Below are 20,684 nucleotides of genomic sequence, written 5' to 3'. Positions count from 1 at the left end.
CCGGGGCGGCTCAAGTCTGACCGGGGCGCACAGCGCCCCGTTCAAAGGTTACTGGCGGGTCTGGCGCTGTTGCAGCAACAGGTTGGCAAAACCAGCGCCGGCCAGCTGTTTCTGCGCACCGGTCAGCTGTTCGCGGTTGCTGAACGGGCCGACCATCACGCGGTACCAAGTTTCTTCCTTGACCGTACCCGACTCCACCTTCACTGATTGCCCCAGCAGAATGATCTGGGCCCGCACCTTGTCGGCGTCGGCCTGTTTGCGGAACGAGCCCGCCTGCAGGAAGTACTGGGTGGTCGCTGCCGGCTTGATCACTGGCGGGGCCGGAGGCGGGGTTTGGCCAAGCAGTGCTGCCTGGGCCCGCGCCGTGTCGATTTTCGCCGCTTCAGCGGGGGTAACCGGTGTGACCGGCTGGGCCGGGACCGGGGGTGTTTTCTCCGGTACGGCCTCTGGCGGCACGATGACTTCCGACTCTGGCAGCAAGGTGTAGAAGTCGTACTTCGGTTTCACCGGCTGTTGCGGTGTGGCCTGCGCAGGCTTGCTGGCTTCGGCCACTTTGTCGGCCTTCTGCTGCTCGGGTTTGGCCCGCTTGATGTCATCGCCGCCGGGTTCGAGCTTCATCAGGAACACGATGAACGCGCCAACGGTCAGGCCGACCGCCAGCCATACCCAGCCGGGAATCGGCTGTTTGGCTGGCGCTGTCTGGCGGCTGGCGCCGCGTTTGGGTGCGGGTTTTTTCTTGGCAGCCAACTTACATGCGCTCCAGGGTTTCCAGGCCGAGCAGTTCCAGACCTTGTTTGAGGGTGCGGCCAGTCAGGGCGGCCAGGCGCAGGCGGCTCTGTTGCTGCTCGGGAGTTTCAGCGGCGAGGATCGGGCAGTTCTCGTAGAAGCTGGAGAACAGGCCGGCGAGGTCGTACAGGTAGCTGCACAGTACGTGCGGTGTGCCTTTCTCGGCAACGCTGTTCAGGGTTTCGCCAAACTGCGCCAGGCGTGCGGCCAGGTCCTGCTCGTGGGCGGCCTGCAGCACGATCTTGCCATCGGCTTGGTCAAAGCGCTTGCCCAGCTTGCGGAACACGCCAGCTACGCGGGTATAGGCGTACAGCAGGTAAGGCGCGGTATTGCCTTCGAAGTTGAGCATCAGCTCGAAGTTGAAGCTGTAGTCGCTGGTGCGGTGTTTGGACAGGTCGGCGTATTTCACCGCGCCAATACCCACCACTTCGCCGATGCGGCGCAGTTCGTCGTCGGCCAGGCTCGGGTTCTTTTCCTTGACCAGCGCGTAGGCCCTTTCCTTGGCCTCGGTCAGCAGGTCGATCAGCTTCACGGTGCCGCCGTCGCGGGTTTTGAACGGGCGGCCATCGGCGCCGTTCATGGTGCCGAAGCCCATGTGCTCCATTTGCATCGGGTGGCCGACGAAGCCTGCGCGGCGGGCCACTTCGAACACCTGGTTGAAGTGCAGGGCCTGGCGCTGGTCGACGAAGTACAGGGCACGGTCGGCCTTGAGCACATTGCTGCGGTAGCGCACGGCGGCCAGGTCGGTGGTGGCGTACAGGTAACCGCCGTCGGCCTTCTGCACGATCACTGGCAGCGGGTCGCCGTCGCTGTTCTTGAACTCGTCGAGGAACACGCACTGGGCGCCCTGGTCTTCGACCAGCAGGCCCTTGGCCTTGAGGTCGGCCACGACATTGGCCAGGTCGTCGTTGTAGGCGCTTTCACCCATCACGTCCGCCATGGTCAGCTTGACGTTGAGCAGTTCATACGTCTTTTGGCAGTGCGACAGCGAAATGTCCTTGAAGCGTGTCCACAGGGCCAGGCATTCCGGGTCACCGGCCTGCAGCTTGACCACCAGGCTGCGGGCGCGGGTGGCGAATGCCTCGGACTCGTCGAAACGCTGCTTGGCCGCGCGGTAGAAGTTTTCCAGGTCCGACAGCTCATCACTGGTGATCGGGTTTTCCTGCAGGTAGGCCATCAACATGCCGAACTGGGTGCCCCAGTCGCCCACGTGGTTCTGGCGAATGACGGTGTCGCCCAGGAACTCCAGCACCCGCGCCACGCTGTCACCGATGATGGTCGAGCGCAGGTGGCCGACGTGCATCTCTTTGGCCAGGTTGGGGGCCGACAGGTCGACCACCACTTTTTGCGCCGGGCCGGCCTTGCGCGCGCCCAGGTGGGCGTCGGCCAGGGCAGCGTCCAGGCGGTTGGCCAGGGCGTCGGTGTTCTGGAAGAAATTGAGGAAGCCAGGGCCTGCGATCTCGACCTTGCTGATATCGGCGCTGGCCGGCAGGGCGTTGATCAGTTTTTCTGCCAGGTCGCGTGGCTTCATGCCGGCCGGCTTGGCCAGCATCATCGCGATATTGCTGGCGAAGTCGCCGTGGGTCTTGTCCCGGGCGTTTTCCACCTGGATCGCCGGCGACAGCCCTTCAGGCAGCACACCGTCGGTGACGAGTTGGGTGAGGGCTTGCTGGATCAGCTGGCGAATGGTGTCTTTCATGGGGGTCTCTTTTCGACCGCAAGCGCGGTGCAGCGCTTGGATGCGCAGGTGGAAAAACTGGGCATTATCCGTGCCTGGGAGCGGGTTGCCAACCTTTGGGCTTCACGTTGGAAGTCGCGAGTAGCAAGTCGCAAGTCGCAAGTAGCAAGAAAAAGCTTGGTTGCGCCGCCTGACTCCGTTGCGCTCTTGCTTGCAGCTTGCAGCTTGCAGCTTGCAGCTTGCAGCTTGCAGCTTGCAGCTTGCAGCTTGCAGCTTGCAGCTTGCAGCTTGCAGCTTGCAGCTCAATAAAGGTCGACCGGGTCGACATCCAGCGACCAGCGGACCTGGCGCCCGCTCGGCATCTGCTCCAACACTAGCAACCAGGCACTGATCAGTCGATGCAAAGGCGCCCGGGTGTTGGCCTGTATCAACAACTGCGCGCGGAAACGCCCGGCGCGCCGCTCCATAGGGGCCGGAACCGGGCCCAGCAGCTCGATGCCTGGCAGCCGCTGTTCGGCGACCAGGCGCTCGGCGGCGGCGCAGGCCTCGTCCAGAAAACCTTCAGCCTGCCCCGGCTTGTGCGCTTCTGCGCGCAGCAGGGCCAGGTGCGAGTAAGGTGGCAGCCCGGCGGCACGGCGTTCGTCCAGGGCCTGTTCGGCAAAGGCGAAGTAGCCTTGTTCGGTCAGTTGCACCAGCAGCGGGTGATCGGCCAGGTGGGTCTGGATGATGACCTTGCCCGGTTCCTCGGCACGCCCGGCGCGCCCGGCGACTTGCACGATCAGTTGCGCCATGCGCTCGCTGGCGCGGAAGTCGCCCGAGAAAAGCCCCCCGTCGGCGTCGAGGATGGCCACCAGGGTTACCCGCGGGAAATGGTGCCCTTTGGCAAGCATCTGGGTACCGACAAGGATGCTCGGCTGGCCTTTCTGGATGGTACTGAACAGCTGGTGCATGGCGTCCTTGCGCGCCGTGCTGTCGCGGTCCACACGCAGAATCGGGTAGTCCGGGAACAGCACTTTCAGGCGTTCTTCGGCGCGTTCGGTGCCCGCACCGACCGGGCGCAGGTCGACGTGGTCGCACTGCGGGCACTGGTGTGGCAGGCGTTCGTCATAGCCGCAGTGGTGGCAGCGCAACACCCCGGAGCGCTGGTGCACGGTCATGCGCGCGTCGCAGCGCGGGCACTCCGACAGCCAGCCGCAATCGTGGCACAGCAGCGTCGGCGCGAAGCCGCGGCGGTTGAGGAACACCAGCACCTGCTGGCCGGCTTCCAGTGTCAGGCGGATGGCCTGCTGCAGCGGGCCGCTGATGCCACTGTCCAGCGGCAGACTTTTGACATCCAGGCGCAGCATGCGCGGTGGGCGTGCGCCGCCCGCGCGCTGATTCATGCGCAACAGGCGGTAGCGGCCGGTGAGGGCGTTGTGCAAGGTTTCCAGCGAGGGCGTGGCGGAGCCGAGCAGGATCGGAATGTTCTCCTGGTGCGCCCGCACCAGCGCCAGGTCGCGGGCATGGTAGCGCAGGCCCTCCTGCTGTTTATAAGAACCGTCGTGTTCTTCGTCGATGATGATCAGGCCAGGGTTTTTCATGGGCGTGAACAGCGCTGAACGGGTGCCGATGATAATGTCGGCTTCGCCATCGCGTGCCGCCAGCCAGGCGTCCAGGCGGTCCCGGTCGTTCACCGCCGAATGCAGCAAGGCAATCCGGGCGTTGAAGCGTTGCTCGAAGCGCGCCAGGGTTTGCGGGCCGAGGTTGATCTCCGGGATCAGTACCAGCGCCTGCTTGCCGGCCTCGAGGGTTTCGCGGATCAGTTGCAGGTAGACCTCGGTCTTGCCGCTGCCGGTCACGCCGGCCAGCAGGAAGGCCGCAAAACCGCCGAAGCCCTCGCACACCGCCTCGAAGGCATCGCGTTGCTCGTCATTGAGCGGCAGCTCCGGCTGTGCCAGCCAGTGTTCGTGGCGCAAGCCCGGCTTCTGGCGGCGGACTTCGATCTGCACCAGTTCCTTGGCCAGCAGCAGGTCGAGGCTGTCCTTGTTCAGGTTGAGCTTGGCCAGCAGGCTGTGCGCCACCCCGTGCGGGTGCTGCGCCAGGGTCTTGAGGGCATCGCGCTGGCGCGGTGCCCGGGCGATGCGCGGGTCGTCCAGGCGGGCGTCGGGGGCAATGTGCCAGAAGCGCTCCTGGCGCATTTCTGCGGGCTCGCCCTGGCGCAGTAGCGTGGGCAAGGCCCAGCTCAAGGTGTCACCCAGGCTGTGCTGGTAGTACTGCGCGGTCCACAGGCACAGCTTGAACAGCGAAGGCGGAATCGGGGAGACCGGGTCGAGCAAGGCGCTGGCCGGCTTCAGCTTGTCGGCGGGCACCTCGCTCTGCGCGCACACTTCGACCAGTACGCCGATCATTTCGCGGCGGCCAAAGGGCACGCGAATGCGCATGCCCGGGGCCAGGGCCTGGCGCGCCATGCTCGCTGGCGCCTTGTAGTCGAACAGGCGCCGCAACGGCGAGGGCAGGGCAAGGCGCAGGATGACGTCGGACACGCAGAAAGTCTCGGAGGGCATTACAAGAACTGGCGAGCCTAGCAGACGACGGTCGGTGCAAGCGACATCTTGCACTGACGGTGTGCTCTGGTATTATTCGCCGCCTAATTACGTGCGGTATTCAACAATTGGTGTTGGGTGGCGGCACGCAGCTCGAGGAAGTGACCATGAAAGAAGGTATCCACCCGAACTACGAAGCTGTTGCAGTCACCTGCAGCTGCGGTAACAAGTTCGAAACCCGTTCGACCCTGGGCAGCACCCTGTCGATCGACGTTTGCAACCTGTGCCACCCGTTCTACACCGGTAAGCAGAAAGTCCTGGACACCGGTGGCCGCGTACAGAAGTTCGCCGACCGCTTCGGTATGTTCGGTACCAAGAAGTAATAATGCGCATGGCGAGTCCTTCGGGCTTCGCATTGTTGCTGAAAAAGGCGCCCCTCGTGGGCGCCTTTTTTGTGGGTGCGATCTGGCATTTGCCCGCCCACGCCTTCTGCCCGCTGCCGGGCAAACCCGAGCAGGTTCGGGTGCGGCAGGTGGTCGACGGCGACACCGTGCGTCTGGTGGATGGCCGCAGTGTGCGGCTGATCGGCATCAACACCCCGGAGATCGGTCGCAAGGGGCGTAGCAGCGAGCCCTATGCCGAAGCTGCCAAGCGGCGCCTGCAGGCGTTGGTCAAGGCCAGTGACGGGCGTGTCGGGCTGGTTCCCGGTGTGCAAGCCAAAGACAAGTATGGGCGCACACTGGCGCACATTTATGGCCGTAATGGCGACAATCTCGAAGCACAATTGCTCAGTGAGGGCTTGGGCTACCGGGTGGCCGTCGCCCCCAATGTGCGCCTCAGTGGCTGCCAGCAACGCGCCGAGCAGGCGGCACGCCAGGCCGGCGCCGGCCTTTGGCGGCAGTCGCCCGTGGTGCCGGCAGACGCCGTCAGGCAGTCCGGTTTTGCTGTGCTCAGTGGCCGAATCATGAGCATCGAACGCAACCGTGGTGGTATCTGGTTGAACCTTGACCGAGCCGTGGTGGTGCAGGTCTCCGCTCGTCTGCAGCGCAACTTCCCGGCCAGTTTCTTCGCTAACCTCAAAGGGCGCCAGGTCGAGGTGCGTGGCTGGGTGGTGGATCGTTCCCGCAAGGGCGGCCTCAAGCCAGGGCAGCGGCGCTGGGTATTGCCTCTGACCGACCCGAGCATGCTGGCGCGTACTTCTGGCTAAAAGATGTAGACAGTTCGCTATTGGATTGTACACACTGTTAGCCGTATGTCCCCGTGGGTTTTAGCGGAAAGTCGTAGGCTAAAGGCCTTGACACAAGTGACCGACCAGTCTTGTGACTACCCGGCTCTTTGCGTATCCTCGGCGGTCCGTCAGAACAGTAAATAGCGGAATGCCCACCATGTCAGACCTGAAAACTGCCGCTCTCGAATATCACGCTCAACCTCGCCCGGGGAAACTGAGCGTCGAACTTTCCAAGCCAACTGCCACTGCCCGTGACCTCGCCCTGGCCTACAGCCCAGGTGTTGCCGAGCCGGTGCGTGAAATTGGCCGGGATCCAGAGCTGGCATACAAATACACCGGCAAAGGCAACCTGGTTGCGGTGATTTCCGATGGCACTGCCATCCTCGGTCTGGGTGACCTCGGCCCACTGGCTTCCAAGCCGGTCATGGAAGGCAAGGGCGTTCTGTTCAAGCGTTTCGCAGGTATCGACGTATTCGACATCGAAGTCGAATCGGAAAGCCCGCAAGCATTCATCGACACCGTTCGCCGCATCTCGATCACCTTCGGTGGCATCAACCTCGAAGATATCAAGGCGCCAGAGTGCTTCGAGATCGAACGCACGCTGATCGAACAGTGCGACATTCCGGTGTTCCACGATGACCAGCACGGTACCGCCATCGTTACTGCGGCCGGCATGATCAACGCCCTGGAAATCGCCGGCAAGAAGCTCGAAGAAGCCAAGATCGTGTGCCTGGGTGCCGGTGCAGCTGCCATCTCCTGCATGAAGTTGCTGGTGAGCATGGGTGCCAAGGTCGAGAACATCTACATGATCGACCGCAGCGGCGTAATCCACGCTGGCCGTGACGACCTGAACCAGTACAAGGCCCAGTTCGCCCACGCGACCGACAAGCGCACCCTGGCCGACGCCCTGGAGGGTGCCGACGTGTTCGTTGGCCTGTCCGGCCCGAACCTGCTGAGCGCAGAAGGCCTGAAGTCGATGGCGGCCAACCCGATCGTGTTCGCCTGCTCCAACCCTGATCCGGAAATTTCGCCAGCGCTGGCTCACGCCACCCGCAGCGACGTGATCATGGCCACCGGCCGTTCGGACTACCCGAACCAGGTCAACAACGTACTGGGCTTCCCGTTCATCTTCCGTGGTGCCCTGGACGTACGCGCCAAGCGCATCAACGAAGAAATGAAAATCGCTGCGGCCATCGCCCTGAAAGACCTGGCCAAGCTGCCGGTACCCAAGGAAGTGTGCGATGCCTACGGCGTGCAAGCGTTGGAGTTCGGCCGTGAGTACATCATTCCGAAGCCCCTGGATGCCCGCCTGATCACCGTCGTTTCCGACGCCGTGGCCAAGGCTGCCATCGAGTCTGGCGTTGCTACCCTGCCGTATCCAAAGCACTACCCGCTCAAGAGCGTGGATGACGTGTTCAACGGCTGATTGCTGTTGTAGCGGTGTAAAAAGCCCCGGCTCTTGCGAGCCGGGGCTTTTTTATGCGCGGTGGGAATGCGTCGGTGCCGGCAGGTGAGGGGCAGGGGGCGCCAGTGTCGGCGCCCGTAGGGTCGAACGCCGCCGTGCACCTGCCCCGGATCGGGCGCCTTGCCTCAGAACAGGTCCATCGGCGTCGCTTCATCCGCTGGCAATGGGCTGCCCGGCACGGCCCCATTGCCCAGTTCGTCCACCGATGGCGGCGAATCCTCGGCCTTGAACAGCTCGAAGTAGGCATTGGGTGTGCCCGGCGAAGCTGCCCGGCCGCTGACGGGGTCTACGCGCAGGCTGAGAATGCCTTCTGGCTCGGCCGGCGCATGTGCAGGCTTGTCCTTGAGTGCCGCACCCATGAAGCTCATCCAGATCGGCAGTGCCGCCGTGCCGCCGTACTCCCGGTGGCCCAGGGTTTCCGGCTGGTCGAAGCCAACCCACACGGTGGTCACGTAGTCGGCGTTGTAGCCAGAGAACCAGGCGTCCTTGGACTCGTTGGTGGTACCGGTCTTGCCTGCCAGGTCGGTGCGGCCCAAAGCCAGCGCCCGGCGGCCGGTGCCGCGCTTGATCACGTCCTGCAGCATGCTGGTGAGAATATAGGTGGTACGCCCGTCGATGATGCGCTCGGCTACCGCTGGTGGCTGCGCTGCCGCAGGGGTTTGGCCGGGGGCCGCCGGTGCCTCGCCGGGCATGCTGGCGGTGCTGATCGGCTGCTCGGGGGCGGCCAGGCCGGCCTGGTCTTCAGTACCTTGGGGTACGCGAGCCGGGTTGGCGGTGAACAGCGTTTCGCCACTGCGGCTCTCGATACGGTCGATCAGGTAGGGGGCAATCTTGTAGCCACCGTTGGCAAAGGTGCTCCAGCCTGTAGCGATTTCCATCGGCGTCAGGGTGGCGGTACCCAGGGCCAGCGACAGGTTGCGCGGCAGGTCCTGCTTGTTGAAGCCGAACTTGGCGATGTAGTCGATGGTGCGGTCCACGCCCATGGCCTGCAGCAAGCGGATCGAAACCAGGTTGCGCGACTTGTACAGCGCTTCGCGCATGCGGATCGGGCCGAGGAACGTGTTGGTGTCGTTCTTCGGTCGCCACACCTTATCGACCGATTCGTCGACGAATACGATCGGGGCGTCGTTGACCAGGCTGGCGGCGGTATAGCCACTGTCCAGTGCAGCGCTGTAGATGAACGGCTTGAAGCTCGAGCCCGGTTGGCGTTTGGCCTGCATCGCCCGGTTGTAGTTGCTCTGCTCGAACGAGAAGCCGCCGACCAAGGCGCGGATGGCGCCGCTGTTAGGGTCGAGGCTGACCAGCGCACTCTGCGCCCCCGGCACCTGGCTGAACTTGAAGGTGCCATCGTCCAGGCGTTGCAGGCGCACCAGGTCACCGACCTGGGCGACATCGGCGGGCGATTGCGGGGTGCGGCCCTGGGCGTTGCTGTTGATGAACGGGCGCGCCCATTTCATGGTGTCCCAGGCCACATGCACCTGCTGGCCGTCACGGGTCAGCACCGCAAGGCCGGTTTTTTCGACCCGGGTCACGATGCCGGGCTCAAGCCCGCCCAAGGTGCGTTGCTTGCCCAGTTCCTGGCGCCAGGCGGCCTCGGTGCGCCCCGGGAAGCGGGCTTCAGGGCCGCGGTAGCCGTGGCGCTCGTCATAATCGGACAGGCCATTGAGGATGGCCTTGTTGGCCATTTCCTGCATGTCGCTGGGCACGGTGGTGGTAACGCGGAAGCCTTCGGTGTAAGCGTCGCTGCCGTAGCGGCCAACCATTTCCGCGCGAGCCATTTCCGCGACGTACGGTGCATTCACCTCGGGCGTCGGCACGTGATAGCTGGCGTTGAGTGGCTCGTCCAGGGCGGCCTGGTAGCTGGCCTGGTCAATCTTGCCCAGCTTGTACATGCGGCCCAGGATCCAGTCGCGACGCTCTTTGGCGCGCACCGGGTTGGCCAGGGGGTTGAAGCGCGAGGGCGCCTTGGGCAGGCCGGCGATCATCGCCATCTGTGCCAGGCTCACGTCACGGATCGACTTGCCGTAGTAGACCTGGGCCGCGGCGTCGATACCGTAGGCGCGGTTGCCGAGGTAGATCTTGTTCACGTACAGCTCAAGAATCTCGTCCTTGGTCAGCTCCCGCTCGATCTGCAGGGCCAACAGAATTTCGTTGGTCTTGCGCGAGAAGCTGCGCTCGCTGGTCAGGAAGAAGTTCTTGGCCACCTGCATGGTGATGGTGCTGCCGCCGGTCTGAATGTGCCCGGTTTTCACCAGCTGGGTGGCCGCGCGCATCAGGCTGCTGGGGTCCACGCCGTAGTGGTTGAGGAAATTGTCGTCCTCGGCTGACAGCAATGCCTGAATGAACTGTGGGGGAATGTCTGCGAAACGGATCGGCGAACGGCGCATTTCGCCAAATTCGGCAATCAGCTTGCCATCGCTGCTGTACACCTTGAGGGGGATCTGCAACTGGATGCTTCTGAGCGAATCGACCGAGGGCAGGTTGGGACTAAGATACAGAAACGCACCGCTCACACCGAGTACGAGCGCGCAAATGACTGCGACGGAAGACCACCAGAAGAACTTCAGCAGACGTATCAAGGCTTTTCGGTGTCCAGGTTGAAAGTGGATTGCACGCAGGTCCGGCGGACCAAAAAACGCTGGGCATTATACGCATTTTTTCGCCTTTCCGGGCCACCGGCCAGGCAGCCCGTCGCCCTGGCGGGTGGCCCCGGCCCAGTGTTGCCGCGGGGGCGCTACATACAGCAAGGAATTCGCAATGCTTGGACGCTTCGGCAAGGATGCCGGTTCACTGGTAGGGGTGGAAATTACCGCTCACGCCATTCATCTGGTGCAACTGCAACAGCGCAAACGCGGCTGGCGGGTGCTGGGTTGGGCCCATGAGCCGCTGCAGCTCGGGGCAGGCAATGACTGGGCAGCAGCGCCCGAGCAGGTCTCGGCGGCATTGCAGCGCGCCCATCGGCGCAGCGGCCTCGGCGAGCGCCGGCTAGCCCTGGCGCTGCCCGCCAGCCAGGTCATCTGCAAGCTGTGCCACCTGCCAGTGGGGCCCGGTGAGGAGCAACTGGAGGCGCAGTTGCTGGCGGATGCCGAACGGTTGTTTCCATTCCCGCTGGAGGACCTGGCCCTGGACTTCCAGGTCCTGGGGGCTTCAGGTGTTCAGCCGGCCTGCAGCGAGGTGCTGGTTGCAGCGTGTCGGCAGAGTGCACTGGCACCCCTCGAAGCGCTGGTGCAGCAGGCGGGGCTGCAACTGGAGGCGGTCGAGGTCGACAGCATTGCCCTGCGCCGCATGCTGCCTGCGGGTGAGCAGGCTGGGGCGGCGTTGCTGCGTATCGAGCCCCACCGTGCGACTGTTCATGCCTGGGCGCCTGGCGGGGCGCTGCAGCGCCGGGAGCTGCGGGCAGCTGACGGGGATATGGCCGCGCAACTGCCCGAGCGGCTGCCTGCGCTGCTCGCCGAAGGGCTTTTGCCTGCCTGGTTGTGGGTCAGCAACTGCTCGCCGCTGCAGCCGGGCTGGCTGCAGGCCCTGGGCCAAAGCCTGGCGCTGCCGTGCCAAGAACTGCCTGCGCTGGCCGGGCTTGCGCAGGTCGATGGGCCGATGCTGCTGGCGAGTGCCCTGGCGCTTGGAGGGGCGCGACCATGATGCGGCTGAACCTTCTGCCGTGGCGCGAACGCCAGCGCCAGGCGGCCATGCGCCGGTTTCGCAGCCATCTGGTGGCTGGCGCCTTGCTGGCATTGTGCGCCGTGACGCTGGTCGACCAACAGGCACGCCAGCGCGGCCAGCAACAAGCGTTGGCCAACGCCCAGCGCCAGGCAGCCCTGGAAACCCTGGGCCTGGAGGCTCAGCCACTGGCTGATGTGCGTGCCCAGCATGCCGCACTGCTCGGCCGCCTGGCGGTGCTGGAGGGCCTTCAGGCTCAGCGAGGGGTTCTGCCTGGCGTACTCGCCGACCTCGAAAGGGCACTGCCATTGGGCATGCAGTTGCTGGGCCTCAGCCTGGAAAACGGCCGCATGGAGTTGAGCGGGCTCGCCACCTCCGGCGCCGTACTGGCCCAGTTCATGCGCGACCTCGAGCGTTCCGGCGTGCTGCTGGACCTGGAGCTCAAACATATCAAGAGCCAGCCAGGCGGCGATGAGTTCTTGCTGGCTGCGCGCGTGGCGGCGTTCTGGTCGTGAACAGGGTGCAATTGCTCGCATGGCTTGGCGCAGCCGAGCGCTCTAGCCGCTTCCGGCGGCTGGCACCTGTGGCACTGGCGGTGCTGCTGTTCGGTCTGGGCTGCGCAATTCGCCTGCCGGGCATGTTGCAGCTGCAGGGTGAAGAAGAGGGCAAGCACGCCGAGCTGGGCCGGCAGCAGGCTGCCACGCAGGCGCAGATTGCCGAGTTGCAGGGGGTGCGGGCACAGCTGGCGAGCGATGGGCAGCGCTTGCAAAAGGCACAATGGCAGCTGGCTGCCGGCGAAAGCATGAGCGACCTGCTAGACCGTCTGTCGGGTTCGGGGCGCGAGCACGGCCTGCTCGTCGAGCGCCTCGATGTGCACGAGCAGCAGCAGCGGCAGGGCTTCAGCGTAGTGCCACTGGAGTTGCAGGTGGTGGGCAGCTACCCAGCGTTGCGGGGCTGGCTGGACGAGTGGTTGGGGCAGGTGCGTGTCATGCACGGTCGCAGCATGCGCCTGGCAGCCGGCGGTGGCGAACCAGGCCTGCTGCGTTTGCAACTGCGGGTCGATGCCTATCACGCGCCGGTTGCCGGGGTGGCAGTCGCCATGCTTGCGCGGCTGCCTGCCAGGCCGGCAACGCGAGCACCGGCCATGGATCCGTTCGCCGCGTTGGCAACGCACCTGTCGGGTGGTTTGACCCGCGCGCCCCTGGCCCAGTTGGAAATGGTCGGCAGCCTGACGCGTGGGCAGGAACATCAAGCGCTGCTGCGGGCGGCCGGCAGGCTCTACCGCGTCCGCCTTGGGGACCGGGTAGGGCGTGATCAAGGGATAGTGATGCACATCGGCCCGCGCCAGGTCGAAGTGCGCGAACGGTTGTTCATGGCGGGGGTGTGGCATGAACGCACGGCGTTCATCACCCTCGCAAAACGCCTGGGCAAGGAGGCCCCGGATCAGAATGAGAACGAGGATGATCTACCTGCTGGCGGCCCTGCTGCCCATGCCTCTGGCGACCGCGACGCCTTACCAGGGTGAGCCGCTGTCGCTGCACTTTCAGGATGTCGAGATTCGCTCGGTTTTGCAGGTACTCGCCGACTATGCCGGCGTCAACCTGGTCGCCAGCGACGACGTGCAGGGCAATGTCACCCTGCGCTTGCAGGATGTGCCGTGGGATCAGGCGCTGGACCTGGTCTTGCGCAGCAAAAGCCTCGCCCGGCGCCAGGAGGGCAATGTGCTGCTGGTGGCGCCGGCGGCCACGCTGGCTGCGCAAACTGCCGAAGCGCGTGCGGGGCAGGTGCTGGAGGCGCAGTTGCAGCCCATGCGCCGGGAGCTGTTGCCTGTTCACCATGCCAAGGCTGCCGAACTTGCGGAACTGCTCAAGACCAGCCTGGCCGACGAAAGCCTGCTCGCCGGTTGGGGCAGCCTGAGTGTCGATGAGCGCACCAATACCCTGGTGGCCTACCTGCCGGCCGAACGCCTCGATGAACTGCGGCAACTGGTGGCGCAGCTGGATGTGCCGGTGCGTCAGGTGGCGATCGAGGCGCGCATCGTCGAGGCCAACGTCGATTACGAGAAAGCCCTTGGGGTGCGCTGGGGCAGCCCTTTGTATGGCGACAACCCGCTGCCGGGCAAGTCGCTGTTCGTCGACCTGGGTGTCGAGCGGGCTGGCAGCAGCATCGGCCTTGGCCTGCTGCGCGGGGATGTGCTGCTGGACCTCGAGCTCAGCGCCATGGAAAAAAGCGGCAATGGCGAGATCATTTCGCAACCCAAGGTGGTCACGGCCGACAAGGAAACGGCCAGGATCCTCAAGGGCACCGAGGTGCCCTACCAGGAAACCACCAAGAGCGGCGCCACCTCGGTGTCGTTCCGCGAGGCCTCGCTGTCGTTGGAGGTGACCCCGCAAATTACCCCGGACAACAAGGTAATCATGGCTGTCAGGGTGACCAAGGACGAACCGGATTACGTCAATGCCTTGAACAACGTACCGCCGATCCGCAAGAACGAGGTGAATGCCAAGGTTCGCGTGGCCGACGGCGAAACGATCGTGATTGGCGGCGTGTATTCTACCTCGCAAAACAATGTGGTCGACAAGGTGCCATTTTTGGGTGATCTGCCGTATGTTGGGCGGCTGTTTCGACGCGATGCATTACAAGAGAAAAAATCCGAGCTGCTGGTCTTCCTGACTCCGCGTATCATGAGTGACCAGGCGATTGCTGTGAGTCGTTGATTCTGTGCGAAATTTGATACTTGTGGGGCCCATGGGTGCTGGTAAAAGCACCATCGGCCGCCTATTGGCCAAAGAGCTGCGCCTGCTGTTCAAGGATTCCGACAAGGAAATCGAACTGCGTTGCGGCGCCAACATCCCGTGGATTTTCGACAAGGAAGGCGAGCCGGGTTTCCGTGATCGCGAGCAAGCGATGATTGCCGAGCTGTGTGGCCTCGACGGCGTGGTCCTGGCCACCGGTGGCGGTGCCGTCATGCGCGAAGCCAACCGCCAGGCGCTGCACCAGGGCGGCCGGGTAATCTACCTGCACGCCTCGGTCGAACAGCAGGTCGGCCGCACGGCGCGCGACCGCAATCGCCCGCTGCTGCGCACCGCCAACCCCGAGGCCACCCTGCGGAACCTGCTGGAAACCCGCGACCCGCTCTACCGCGAGATCGCCGACCTGGTCGTAGAAACCGACGAGCGGCCACCACGCATGGTGGTGATCGACATCCTCGAGCGCTTGCAGCAGTTGCCGCCCCGTTAACCCGGGACTATTCTCGGCCACCAGCGCCGAGGCGAGGTTCAACGTTACCGCGCAGGTCGCCAGAACGGCACCGCGCCCAAGAACATTGTGGGGATACATGCAGACACTGAAGGTCGACCTGGGCGAGCGTAGCTACCCGATCTACATTGGCGAAGGCCTGTTGGACCAGCCCGAGCTGCTGGCGCCGCACATTGCCGGCCGGCAGGTTGCCATCGTCTCCAACGAGACCGTCGCGCCGCTGTATCTCGACCGCCTGGCCAAGACCCTGGGGGCCTACTCGGTGCTGCCAGTGGTACTGCCCGATGGCGAAGCCCACAAGAACTGGGAAACCCTGCAACTGATCTTCGATGGCCTGCTGACGGCGCGGCATGACCGCCGTACCACCGTGGTCGCCCTGGGCGGCGGGGTGGTCGGTGACATGGCCGGCTTTGCCGCTGCCTGCTATCAGCGGGGCGTGGACTTCATCCAGGTGCCGACCACCCTGTTGTCCCAGGTCGACTCCTCGGTAGGCGGCAAGACCGGCATCAACCACCCGCTGGGCAAGAACATGGTCGGCGCCTTCTACCAGCCCAACGCGGTGCTGATCGATACCACCAGCCTGAAGACCTTGCCGGCGCGCGAGCTTTCGGCAGGCCTGGCCGAAGTGATCAAGTACGGGCTGATCTGTGACAAGCCCTTCCTCGCCTGGCTCGAAGACAATATGCAGGCCCTGCGTACCCTCGACTCGGCAGCCCTGACCGAAGCCATTCGCCGCTCGTGTGCGGCCAAGGCCGCAGTGGTGGGCGCCGACGAACGCGAGTCTGGCGTGCGGGCCACGCTGAACTTGGGGCATACCTTCGGGCATGCCATCGAAACCCACATGGGCTATGGCGTGTGGCTGCACGGCGAAGCCGTGGCGGCGGGCACGGTCATGGCCCTGGAAATGTCCATGCGCCTTGGCTGGCTCGACCAGGCCGAGCGCGATCGCGGAATCCGCCTGTTGCAGGACGCAGGTTTGCCGGTGGTGCCACCACAGGAAATGACCCCGGCGCATTTCATGGAGCACATGGCGGTCGACAAGAAGGTGCTCGACGGGCGTCTGCGTCTGGTGCTGCTGCGCCAGATGGGCGAGGCCGTGGTCACCGACGACTATCCGAAAGAGATTCTACAGGCCACGCTGTCGGCGGATTACCGCGCGATCGTGGCCCAGCTTTGAGGTTGTGACAGCGCAATGACCAGTTTGCATGCCGATGAGGCCTTTCTCGACCATTACCAGTTGAGCCACGATCCGTTCGCACCGCGGGTGCCCGGCTTCAAGTTTTTCCCTGCCCAGCGCAAGCCTGTGCTCGGCCAGCTGCACCACCTGGCTCGCTACAGCCAACTGATGCTGGTCGTCACCGGCCCGCAGGGTAGCGGCAAGACCCTGCTGCGCCAGGCGCTGGTGGCCAGTACCAACAAGCAGGCGGTGCAGAGCGTTGTGGTGTCCGCCCGTGGTGCCAGCGATGCTGCCAGTGTATTGGGCCAGGTCGCGCAGAACCTGGACGTGGCCCAGCCGGAGATGCAGGCGATCCTGTCCAAGGTGGTGCAACTGGCACTCACCGGGCAGGAAGTGTACTTGCTGGTGGACGATGCGGAACAACTCGACGAGTCGGCACTCCAAGCGTTGCTGGAATTGGCGGCGGGGGTGCCGGAAGGGCGCCCGCACGTGTTCCTGTTTGGTGAGCCTTCGCTGATTGCAGGGTTGGACGAGCTCAATGTCGAGGAAGAACGCTTCCACATCATCGAGCTGGCCCCCTACAGTGAAGAGGAAACCCGCGAATACCTGGAGCAGCGCCTGGAAGGCGCAGGCCGGGGCATCGAGGTGTTCAGCCGTGAACAGATCGTCGATATCCATGAAAACTCCGACGGCTGGCCTGGCAACATCAACCAGGTCGCCCGTGACACTTTGATCGAAGCCATGATCGCCAGCCGGACGACGGCCAAGCGACCATCCATGGGGTTCAAGATGCCAAAAAAACATGTGCTCGCGTTGTCTGCCGTGGTCGTGGTTGCCGTTGCAGCTGCCGTGTTGATGCCCAAGAAAGGCGAAAAAGCGCCGGCCGACGCACCGGCTGCCCAGGCTCAGTTACCGCTTGGCGACGGCAAGCAGGGCGCCAACATCGAGTTCTCTGGCTCGTCCCAGCCGGTGCCGCTGCCACTGGGAGGCCAGTCGCAGCCGGTGATGCGCGAGCCGCTGGCCCAGGCCGCAGGCATGGGTGAGGGGGAAGAAGGCAGCCCGGCTGGCGATACCGCCCTGCAGCCTGGCAACCCGCCGCCGACCGTGACCACCATCGCCCCGCCGCAAGGCGTAGCGGCGGGCCCCGCGCCGACGCCTGCGCAACCCGTGCAGCAGGTTGCGCCTGCGCAAAAACCGGTCGCAACCCAGCCTGCCAAGCCGGTTGCGACGGCCAAGCAGGCCCCGGCACCGACCCAGGTCGCCGTAGCCAAGCCGGCCGCCAAGCCTGCTGAAAAACCAGCCGCTGGCGGCACTGGCAACAGCAGCTGGTACGCCGGGCAGAAACCGGGCAATTACGTGGTGCAGATCCTCGGCACCAGCTCCGAGGCCTCGGCGCAGGCGTACGTGAAAGCCCAGGGTGGCGACTATCGCTACTTCAAGAAAGACCTGCAAGGCAAGCCGCTGTATGTGGTCACTTACGGCAGTTTCGCCAGCCGCGATGCTGCGGTTGCCGCAATCAAGAACTTGCCAGCGAAGGTCCAGGCTGGTAAACCTTGGCCACGTACCGTCGCCAGCGTCCAACAAGAGCTGGCCTCGGCCCGCTGATACCTGCCGGGCGGCACCACCCCGCTGCCCTGTTGCTAAGCGAATTCTAGCTTTCGACTAGCCTGCTGCGCCCGAGCGCGGCAGGCTTTTCTGTCCCAGACTGCCGGCCACAAGCCCCGAGTTGCAGTCATGGCTGAAACGCTTCAGACTCAAGTCAAGCGCCTATCACGGTGCATGACGCAAAAACATTCAAAATGGCGACATAAATTTTCAATGGTGAGACATGAAAATTTGTGGGCATCGCTGTCGCTGTGCAACAATGGTTTTCCATGGCCACCGCAAAAAAGCTGGCGTTTGATCGGCGTGGATGGTAAGTGGTTGTTAAAAAAGAGATTTGCCTCCGTTGAGAGGTGAACCTGGTGAGAATGTGTCTATGAAAACAGGTCTGTACCATCCCGAAGAATTCAAGGACAACTGTGGTTTTGGCCTGATCGCCCATATGACGGGCGAGGCGAGCCACCACCTTCTGCAAACCGCCATGCAGGCACTGACTTGCATGACCCACCGCGGTGGCATCAACGCCGACGGCAAGACCGGTGACGGTTGCGGTCTGCTGATACAGAAGCCCGATCAGTTCCTGCGTGCCATGGCCCAGGAGCATTTTGCCGTCGAGTTGCCCAAGCAGTACGCCGTCGGCATGGTGTTCTTCAACCAGGACCCGGTCAAAGCCGAAGCTGCACGTGCCAACATGGATCGCGAGATCATCGCTGCCGGGCTGAAGCTGGTGGGCTGGCGCAAGGTGCCGATCGACACCAGCGTTCTCGGCCGCCTGGCCATGGAGCGCCTGCCGCAGATCGAGCAGGTGTTCATCGGCGGTGAGGGCTTGAGCGACCAGGAATTCGCCATCAAGCTGTTCAGCGCCCGGCGCCGTTCGTCGGTTGCCAACGCCGATGACGCCGACCACTACATCTGCAGCTTCTCGCACAAGACCATCATCTACAAAGGCCTGATGATGCCGCGCGATCTCGCGGCGTTCTACCCGGACCTGGGTGACGAGCGCCTGCAAACGGCGATCTGCGTGTTCCACCAGCGCTTCTCGACCAACACCCTGCCGAAGTGGCCGCTGGCGCAGCCGTTCCGCTTCCTCGCCCACAACGGCGAGATCAACACCATTACCGGTAACCGCAACTGGGCCATGGCCCGTCGCACCAAGTTCGCCAACGACCTGATCCCCGACCTCGCAGAGCTTGGCCCGCTGGTCAACCGCGTCGGTTCGGACTCCTCGAGCATGGACAACATGCTGGAGCTGATGGTCACCGGCGGTATCGACCTGTTCCGCGGCGTGCGCATGCTGGTACCACCAGCCTGGCAGAACGTCGAGACCATGGACGCCGACCTGCGCGCGTTCTACGAATACAACTCCATGCACATGGAGCCGTGGGACGGTCCGGCGGGTATCGTCATGACCGAAGGCCGCCACGCGGTGTGCCTGCTCGACCGTAACGGCCTGCGCCCGGCGCGCTGGGTGACCACCACCAATGGCTACATCACCATCGCCTCTGAAATCGGCGTGTGGGGCTACCAGCCTGAGGAAGTATTGGCCAAGGGCCGCGTGGGCCCGGGCCAGATCCTTGCCGTGGACACCGAAACCGGGCAGATCCTCGATACCGATGCCATCGACGACCGCCTGAAGTCGCGCCACCCGTACAAGCGTTGGCTGCGTCAGCACGCCACGCGTATCCAGGCGACGCTGACCGACGACCAGGGCGTGGCCAGCTACGACGCTGACCAGCTCAAGCAATACATGAAAATGTTCCAGGTCACCTTCGAAGAGCGTGACCAGGTGCTGCGCCCGTTGGGTGAGCAGGGCCAGGAGGCCGTTGGCTCGATGGGTGACGACACGCCGATGGCTGTGCTGTCGCAACGCGTGCGTTCGCCATACGACTTCTTCCGCCAACAGTTCGCCCAGGTGACCAACCCACCGATCGACCCGCTGCGCGAAGCGATCGTGATGTCGCTGGAAATCTGCCTCGGCGCTGAGCGCAACATCTTCCAGGAGTCCCCGGAGCACGCCTCGCGGGTGATCCTCAGCTCGCCAGTTATTTCGCCGGCCAAGTGGCGTTCGCTGATGAACCTGGAGCGTGAAGGCTTCGAGCGTCAGCTGATCGACCTCAACTATGAGCAGAGCGTCGGCCTGGAAGCGGCGATCCGCAACATTGCCGACCAGGCTGAAGAAGCCGTGCGCGCGGGCAAGACCCAGCTGGTGCTGAGCGACCGCTACATTGCCCCGGGCAAGCTGCCTGTGCACGCTTCGCTGGCCGTGGGTGCCGTACACCACCGCCTGACCGAGCAGGGCCTGCGTTGCGACAGCAACATCCTGGTGGAAACCGCCACAGCCCGCGACCCGCATCACTTCGCCGTGCTGCTGGGCTTCGGTGCCTCGGCCGTCTACCCGTACCTGTCCTACGAAGTGCTCGCCGACCTGATTCGTACCGGTGAAGTGCTGGGCGACCTGGACGAGGTGTTCAAGTACTACCGCAAAGGCATTTCCAAGGGCTTGCTGAAGATCCTGTCGAAGATGGGTATCTCCACCATCGCCTCGTACCGGGGTGCGCAGCTGTTCGAAGCCATCGGCCTGTCCGAAGAAGTGGTCGGCCTGAGCTTCAAGGGGGTGTCCAGCCGCATCAAGGGTGCACGCTTCGAAGACCTGGAAAGCGACCAGAAGCTGCTGGCAGCCGAAGCCTGGAGCGCGCGCAAGCCGATCCAGCAAGGCGGCCTGCTGAAGTTCGTGCACGGTGGCGAGTACCACGCCTACAACCCGGACGTGGTCAACACGCTGCAGGCTGCAGTGCAGCAGGGTGACTACGCCAAGTTCAAGGAATACACCACGCTGGTCGACCAGCGCCCGGTGTCGATGATCCGCGACCTGCTGAAGGTCAAGGTGGCCGACCAGCCGTTGGCGCTGGAACAGGTCGAGCCGCTGGAGGCCATCCTCAAGCGCTTCGACTCCGCCGGTATTTCCCTTGGCGCCCTGTCGCCGGAAGCGCACGAAGCCTTGGCCGAGGCGATGAACCGCCTGGGCGCGCGCTCCAACTCCGGTGAGGGTGGCGAAGACCCGTCGCGCTACGGCACCATCCGCAGCTCGAAGATCAAGCAGGTGGCCACCGGCCGCTTTGGTGTGACCCCGGAATACCTGGTGAACGCCGAAGTGCTGCAGATCAAGGTGGCCCAGGGCGCCAAGCCCGGCGAGGGCGGCCAGCTGCCAGGTGGCAAGGTCAATGGCCTGATCGCCAAGCTGCGCTATGCGGTACCGGGCGTGACCCTGATCTCGCCGCCACCGCACCACGACATTTACTCGATCGAAGACC

Annotated in this window: 15 protein-coding genes; 11 read left to right on the top strand and 4 right to left on the bottom strand. The window is 64.2% G+C overall.

The features are described from left to right. Positions 1 to 48: 48 nt before the first annotated feature. The 3 genes from APH30_RS13635 to APH30_RS13625 form a co-directional block, all read right to left on the bottom strand. On the bottom strand, positions 49 to 747 hold the full coding sequence (locus APH30_RS13635) for an SPOR domain-containing protein (protein ID WP_047149606.1): 699 nt from the start codon (positions 745 to 747) through the stop codon (positions 49 to 51). Position 748: 1 nt separating this feature from the next. Continuing rightward, the gene (gene argS / locus APH30_RS13630) at positions 749 to 2,485 is read right to left on the bottom strand and encodes an arginine--tRNA ligase (RefSeq protein WP_054912841.1); all 1,737 of its coding nucleotides are present in this window, start codon (positions 2,483 to 2,485) and stop codon (positions 749 to 751) included. A 281-nt stretch (positions 2,486 to 2,766) separates the two neighbouring features. Then, entirely contained in the window at positions 2,767 to 4,986 is a 2,220-nt protein-coding gene (locus APH30_RS13625) for a primosomal protein N' (RefSeq protein ID WP_009684940.1), read from the bottom strand. Between the two features lie 167 nt (positions 4,987 to 5,153). Between APH30_RS13625 and rpmE the strand changes: the two genes are divergently transcribed. The 3 genes from rpmE (at position 5,154) to APH30_RS13610 (ending at position 7,640) form a co-directional block, all read left to right on the top strand. Continuing rightward, positions 5,154 to 5,369: a 50S ribosomal protein L31 gene (rpmE, locus tag APH30_RS13620; RefSeq protein WP_009684941.1), complete on the top strand. Its 216-nt coding sequence runs from the start codon at positions 5,154 to 5,156 to the stop codon at positions 5,367 to 5,369. A gap of 2 nt (positions 5,370 to 5,371) precedes the next feature. Continuing rightward, positions 5,372 to 6,193 carry a thermonuclease family protein gene (locus APH30_RS13615; protein ID WP_054912840.1) on the top strand — a complete coding sequence of 274 codons (822 nt, stop codon included), beginning with the start codon at positions 5,372 to 5,374 and terminating at the stop codon, positions 6,191 to 6,193. A gap of 178 nt (positions 6,194 to 6,371) precedes the next feature. Continuing rightward, complete coding sequence (locus tag APH30_RS13610; protein WP_009684943.1) at positions 6,372 to 7,640, top strand: malic enzyme-like NAD(P)-binding protein; 1,269 nt, start codon at positions 6,372 to 6,374, stop codon at positions 7,638 to 7,640. 164 nt (positions 7,641 to 7,804) lie between these two features. Here the strand turns inward: APH30_RS13610 and APH30_RS13605 are convergent, their stop codons facing one another. Continuing rightward, entirely contained in the window at positions 7,805 to 10,255 is a 2,451-nt protein-coding gene (locus APH30_RS13605) for a penicillin-binding protein 1A (RefSeq protein ID WP_371262843.1), read from the bottom strand. Positions 10,256 to 10,436: 181 nt separating this feature from the next. Between APH30_RS13605 and pilM the strand changes: the two genes are divergently transcribed. From pilM to gltB, 8 genes are all read left to right on the top strand, one after another. Then, positions 10,437 to 11,318: a type IV pilus biogenesis protein PilM gene (gene pilM / locus APH30_RS13600; RefSeq protein WP_054912838.1), complete on the top strand. Its 882-nt coding sequence runs from the start codon at positions 10,437 to 10,439 to the stop codon at positions 11,316 to 11,318. Then, positions 11,315 to 11,851, top strand: a complete 537-nt coding sequence (locus tag APH30_RS13595; RefSeq protein WP_054912837.1) for a PilN domain-containing protein — start codon at positions 11,315 to 11,317, stop codon at positions 11,849 to 11,851. Before pilM ends, APH30_RS13595 begins: the two co-directional genes overlap by 4 nt. 11 nt (positions 11,852 to 11,862) lie before the next feature. Beyond that, the gene (locus APH30_RS13590) at positions 11,863 to 12,861 is read left to right on the top strand and encodes a pilus assembly protein PilP (RefSeq protein ID WP_054912847.1); all 999 of its coding nucleotides are present in this window, start codon (positions 11,863 to 11,865) and stop codon (positions 12,859 to 12,861) included. Continuing rightward, complete coding sequence (locus APH30_RS13585; protein WP_050492206.1) at positions 12,785 to 14,053, top strand: type IV pilus secretin PilQ; 1,269 nt, start codon at positions 12,785 to 12,787, stop codon at positions 14,051 to 14,053. Before APH30_RS13590 ends, APH30_RS13585 begins: the two co-directional genes overlap by 77 nt. A gap of 4 nt (positions 14,054 to 14,057) precedes the next feature. Next, positions 14,058 to 14,576 carry a shikimate kinase AroK gene (gene aroK / locus APH30_RS13580; protein ID WP_009684951.1) on the top strand — a complete coding sequence of 173 codons (519 nt, stop codon included), beginning with the start codon at positions 14,058 to 14,060 and terminating at the stop codon, positions 14,574 to 14,576. A 97-nt stretch (positions 14,577 to 14,673) separates the two neighbouring features. Continuing rightward, positions 14,674 to 15,771 (top strand): 3-dehydroquinate synthase, encoded by a 1,098-nt coding sequence (gene aroB, locus APH30_RS13575; RefSeq protein ID WP_054904624.1) that lies wholly within the window; start codon positions 14,674 to 14,676, stop codon positions 15,769 to 15,771. A gap of 15 nt (positions 15,772 to 15,786) precedes the next feature. Beyond that, positions 15,787 to 17,376, top strand: a complete 1,590-nt coding sequence (locus tag APH30_RS13570) for an SPOR domain-containing protein (RefSeq protein WP_054912836.1) — start codon at positions 15,787 to 15,789, stop codon at positions 17,374 to 17,376. A 373-nt stretch (positions 17,377 to 17,749) separates the two neighbouring features. After that, positions 17,750 to 20,684, top strand: a 2,935-nt coding sequence (gene gltB, locus APH30_RS13565; protein WP_054912835.1) for a glutamate synthase large subunit, incomplete at its 3' end; no start/stop codon positions are given.

Source organism: Pseudomonas sp. NBRC 111127 (genome assembly GCF_001320345.1).
Lineage (GTDB): Bacteria > Pseudomonadota > Gammaproteobacteria > Pseudomonadales > Pseudomonadaceae > Aquipseudomonas > Aquipseudomonas juntendi.
This window is presented reverse-complemented; position numbering and strand designations above follow the sequence as displayed.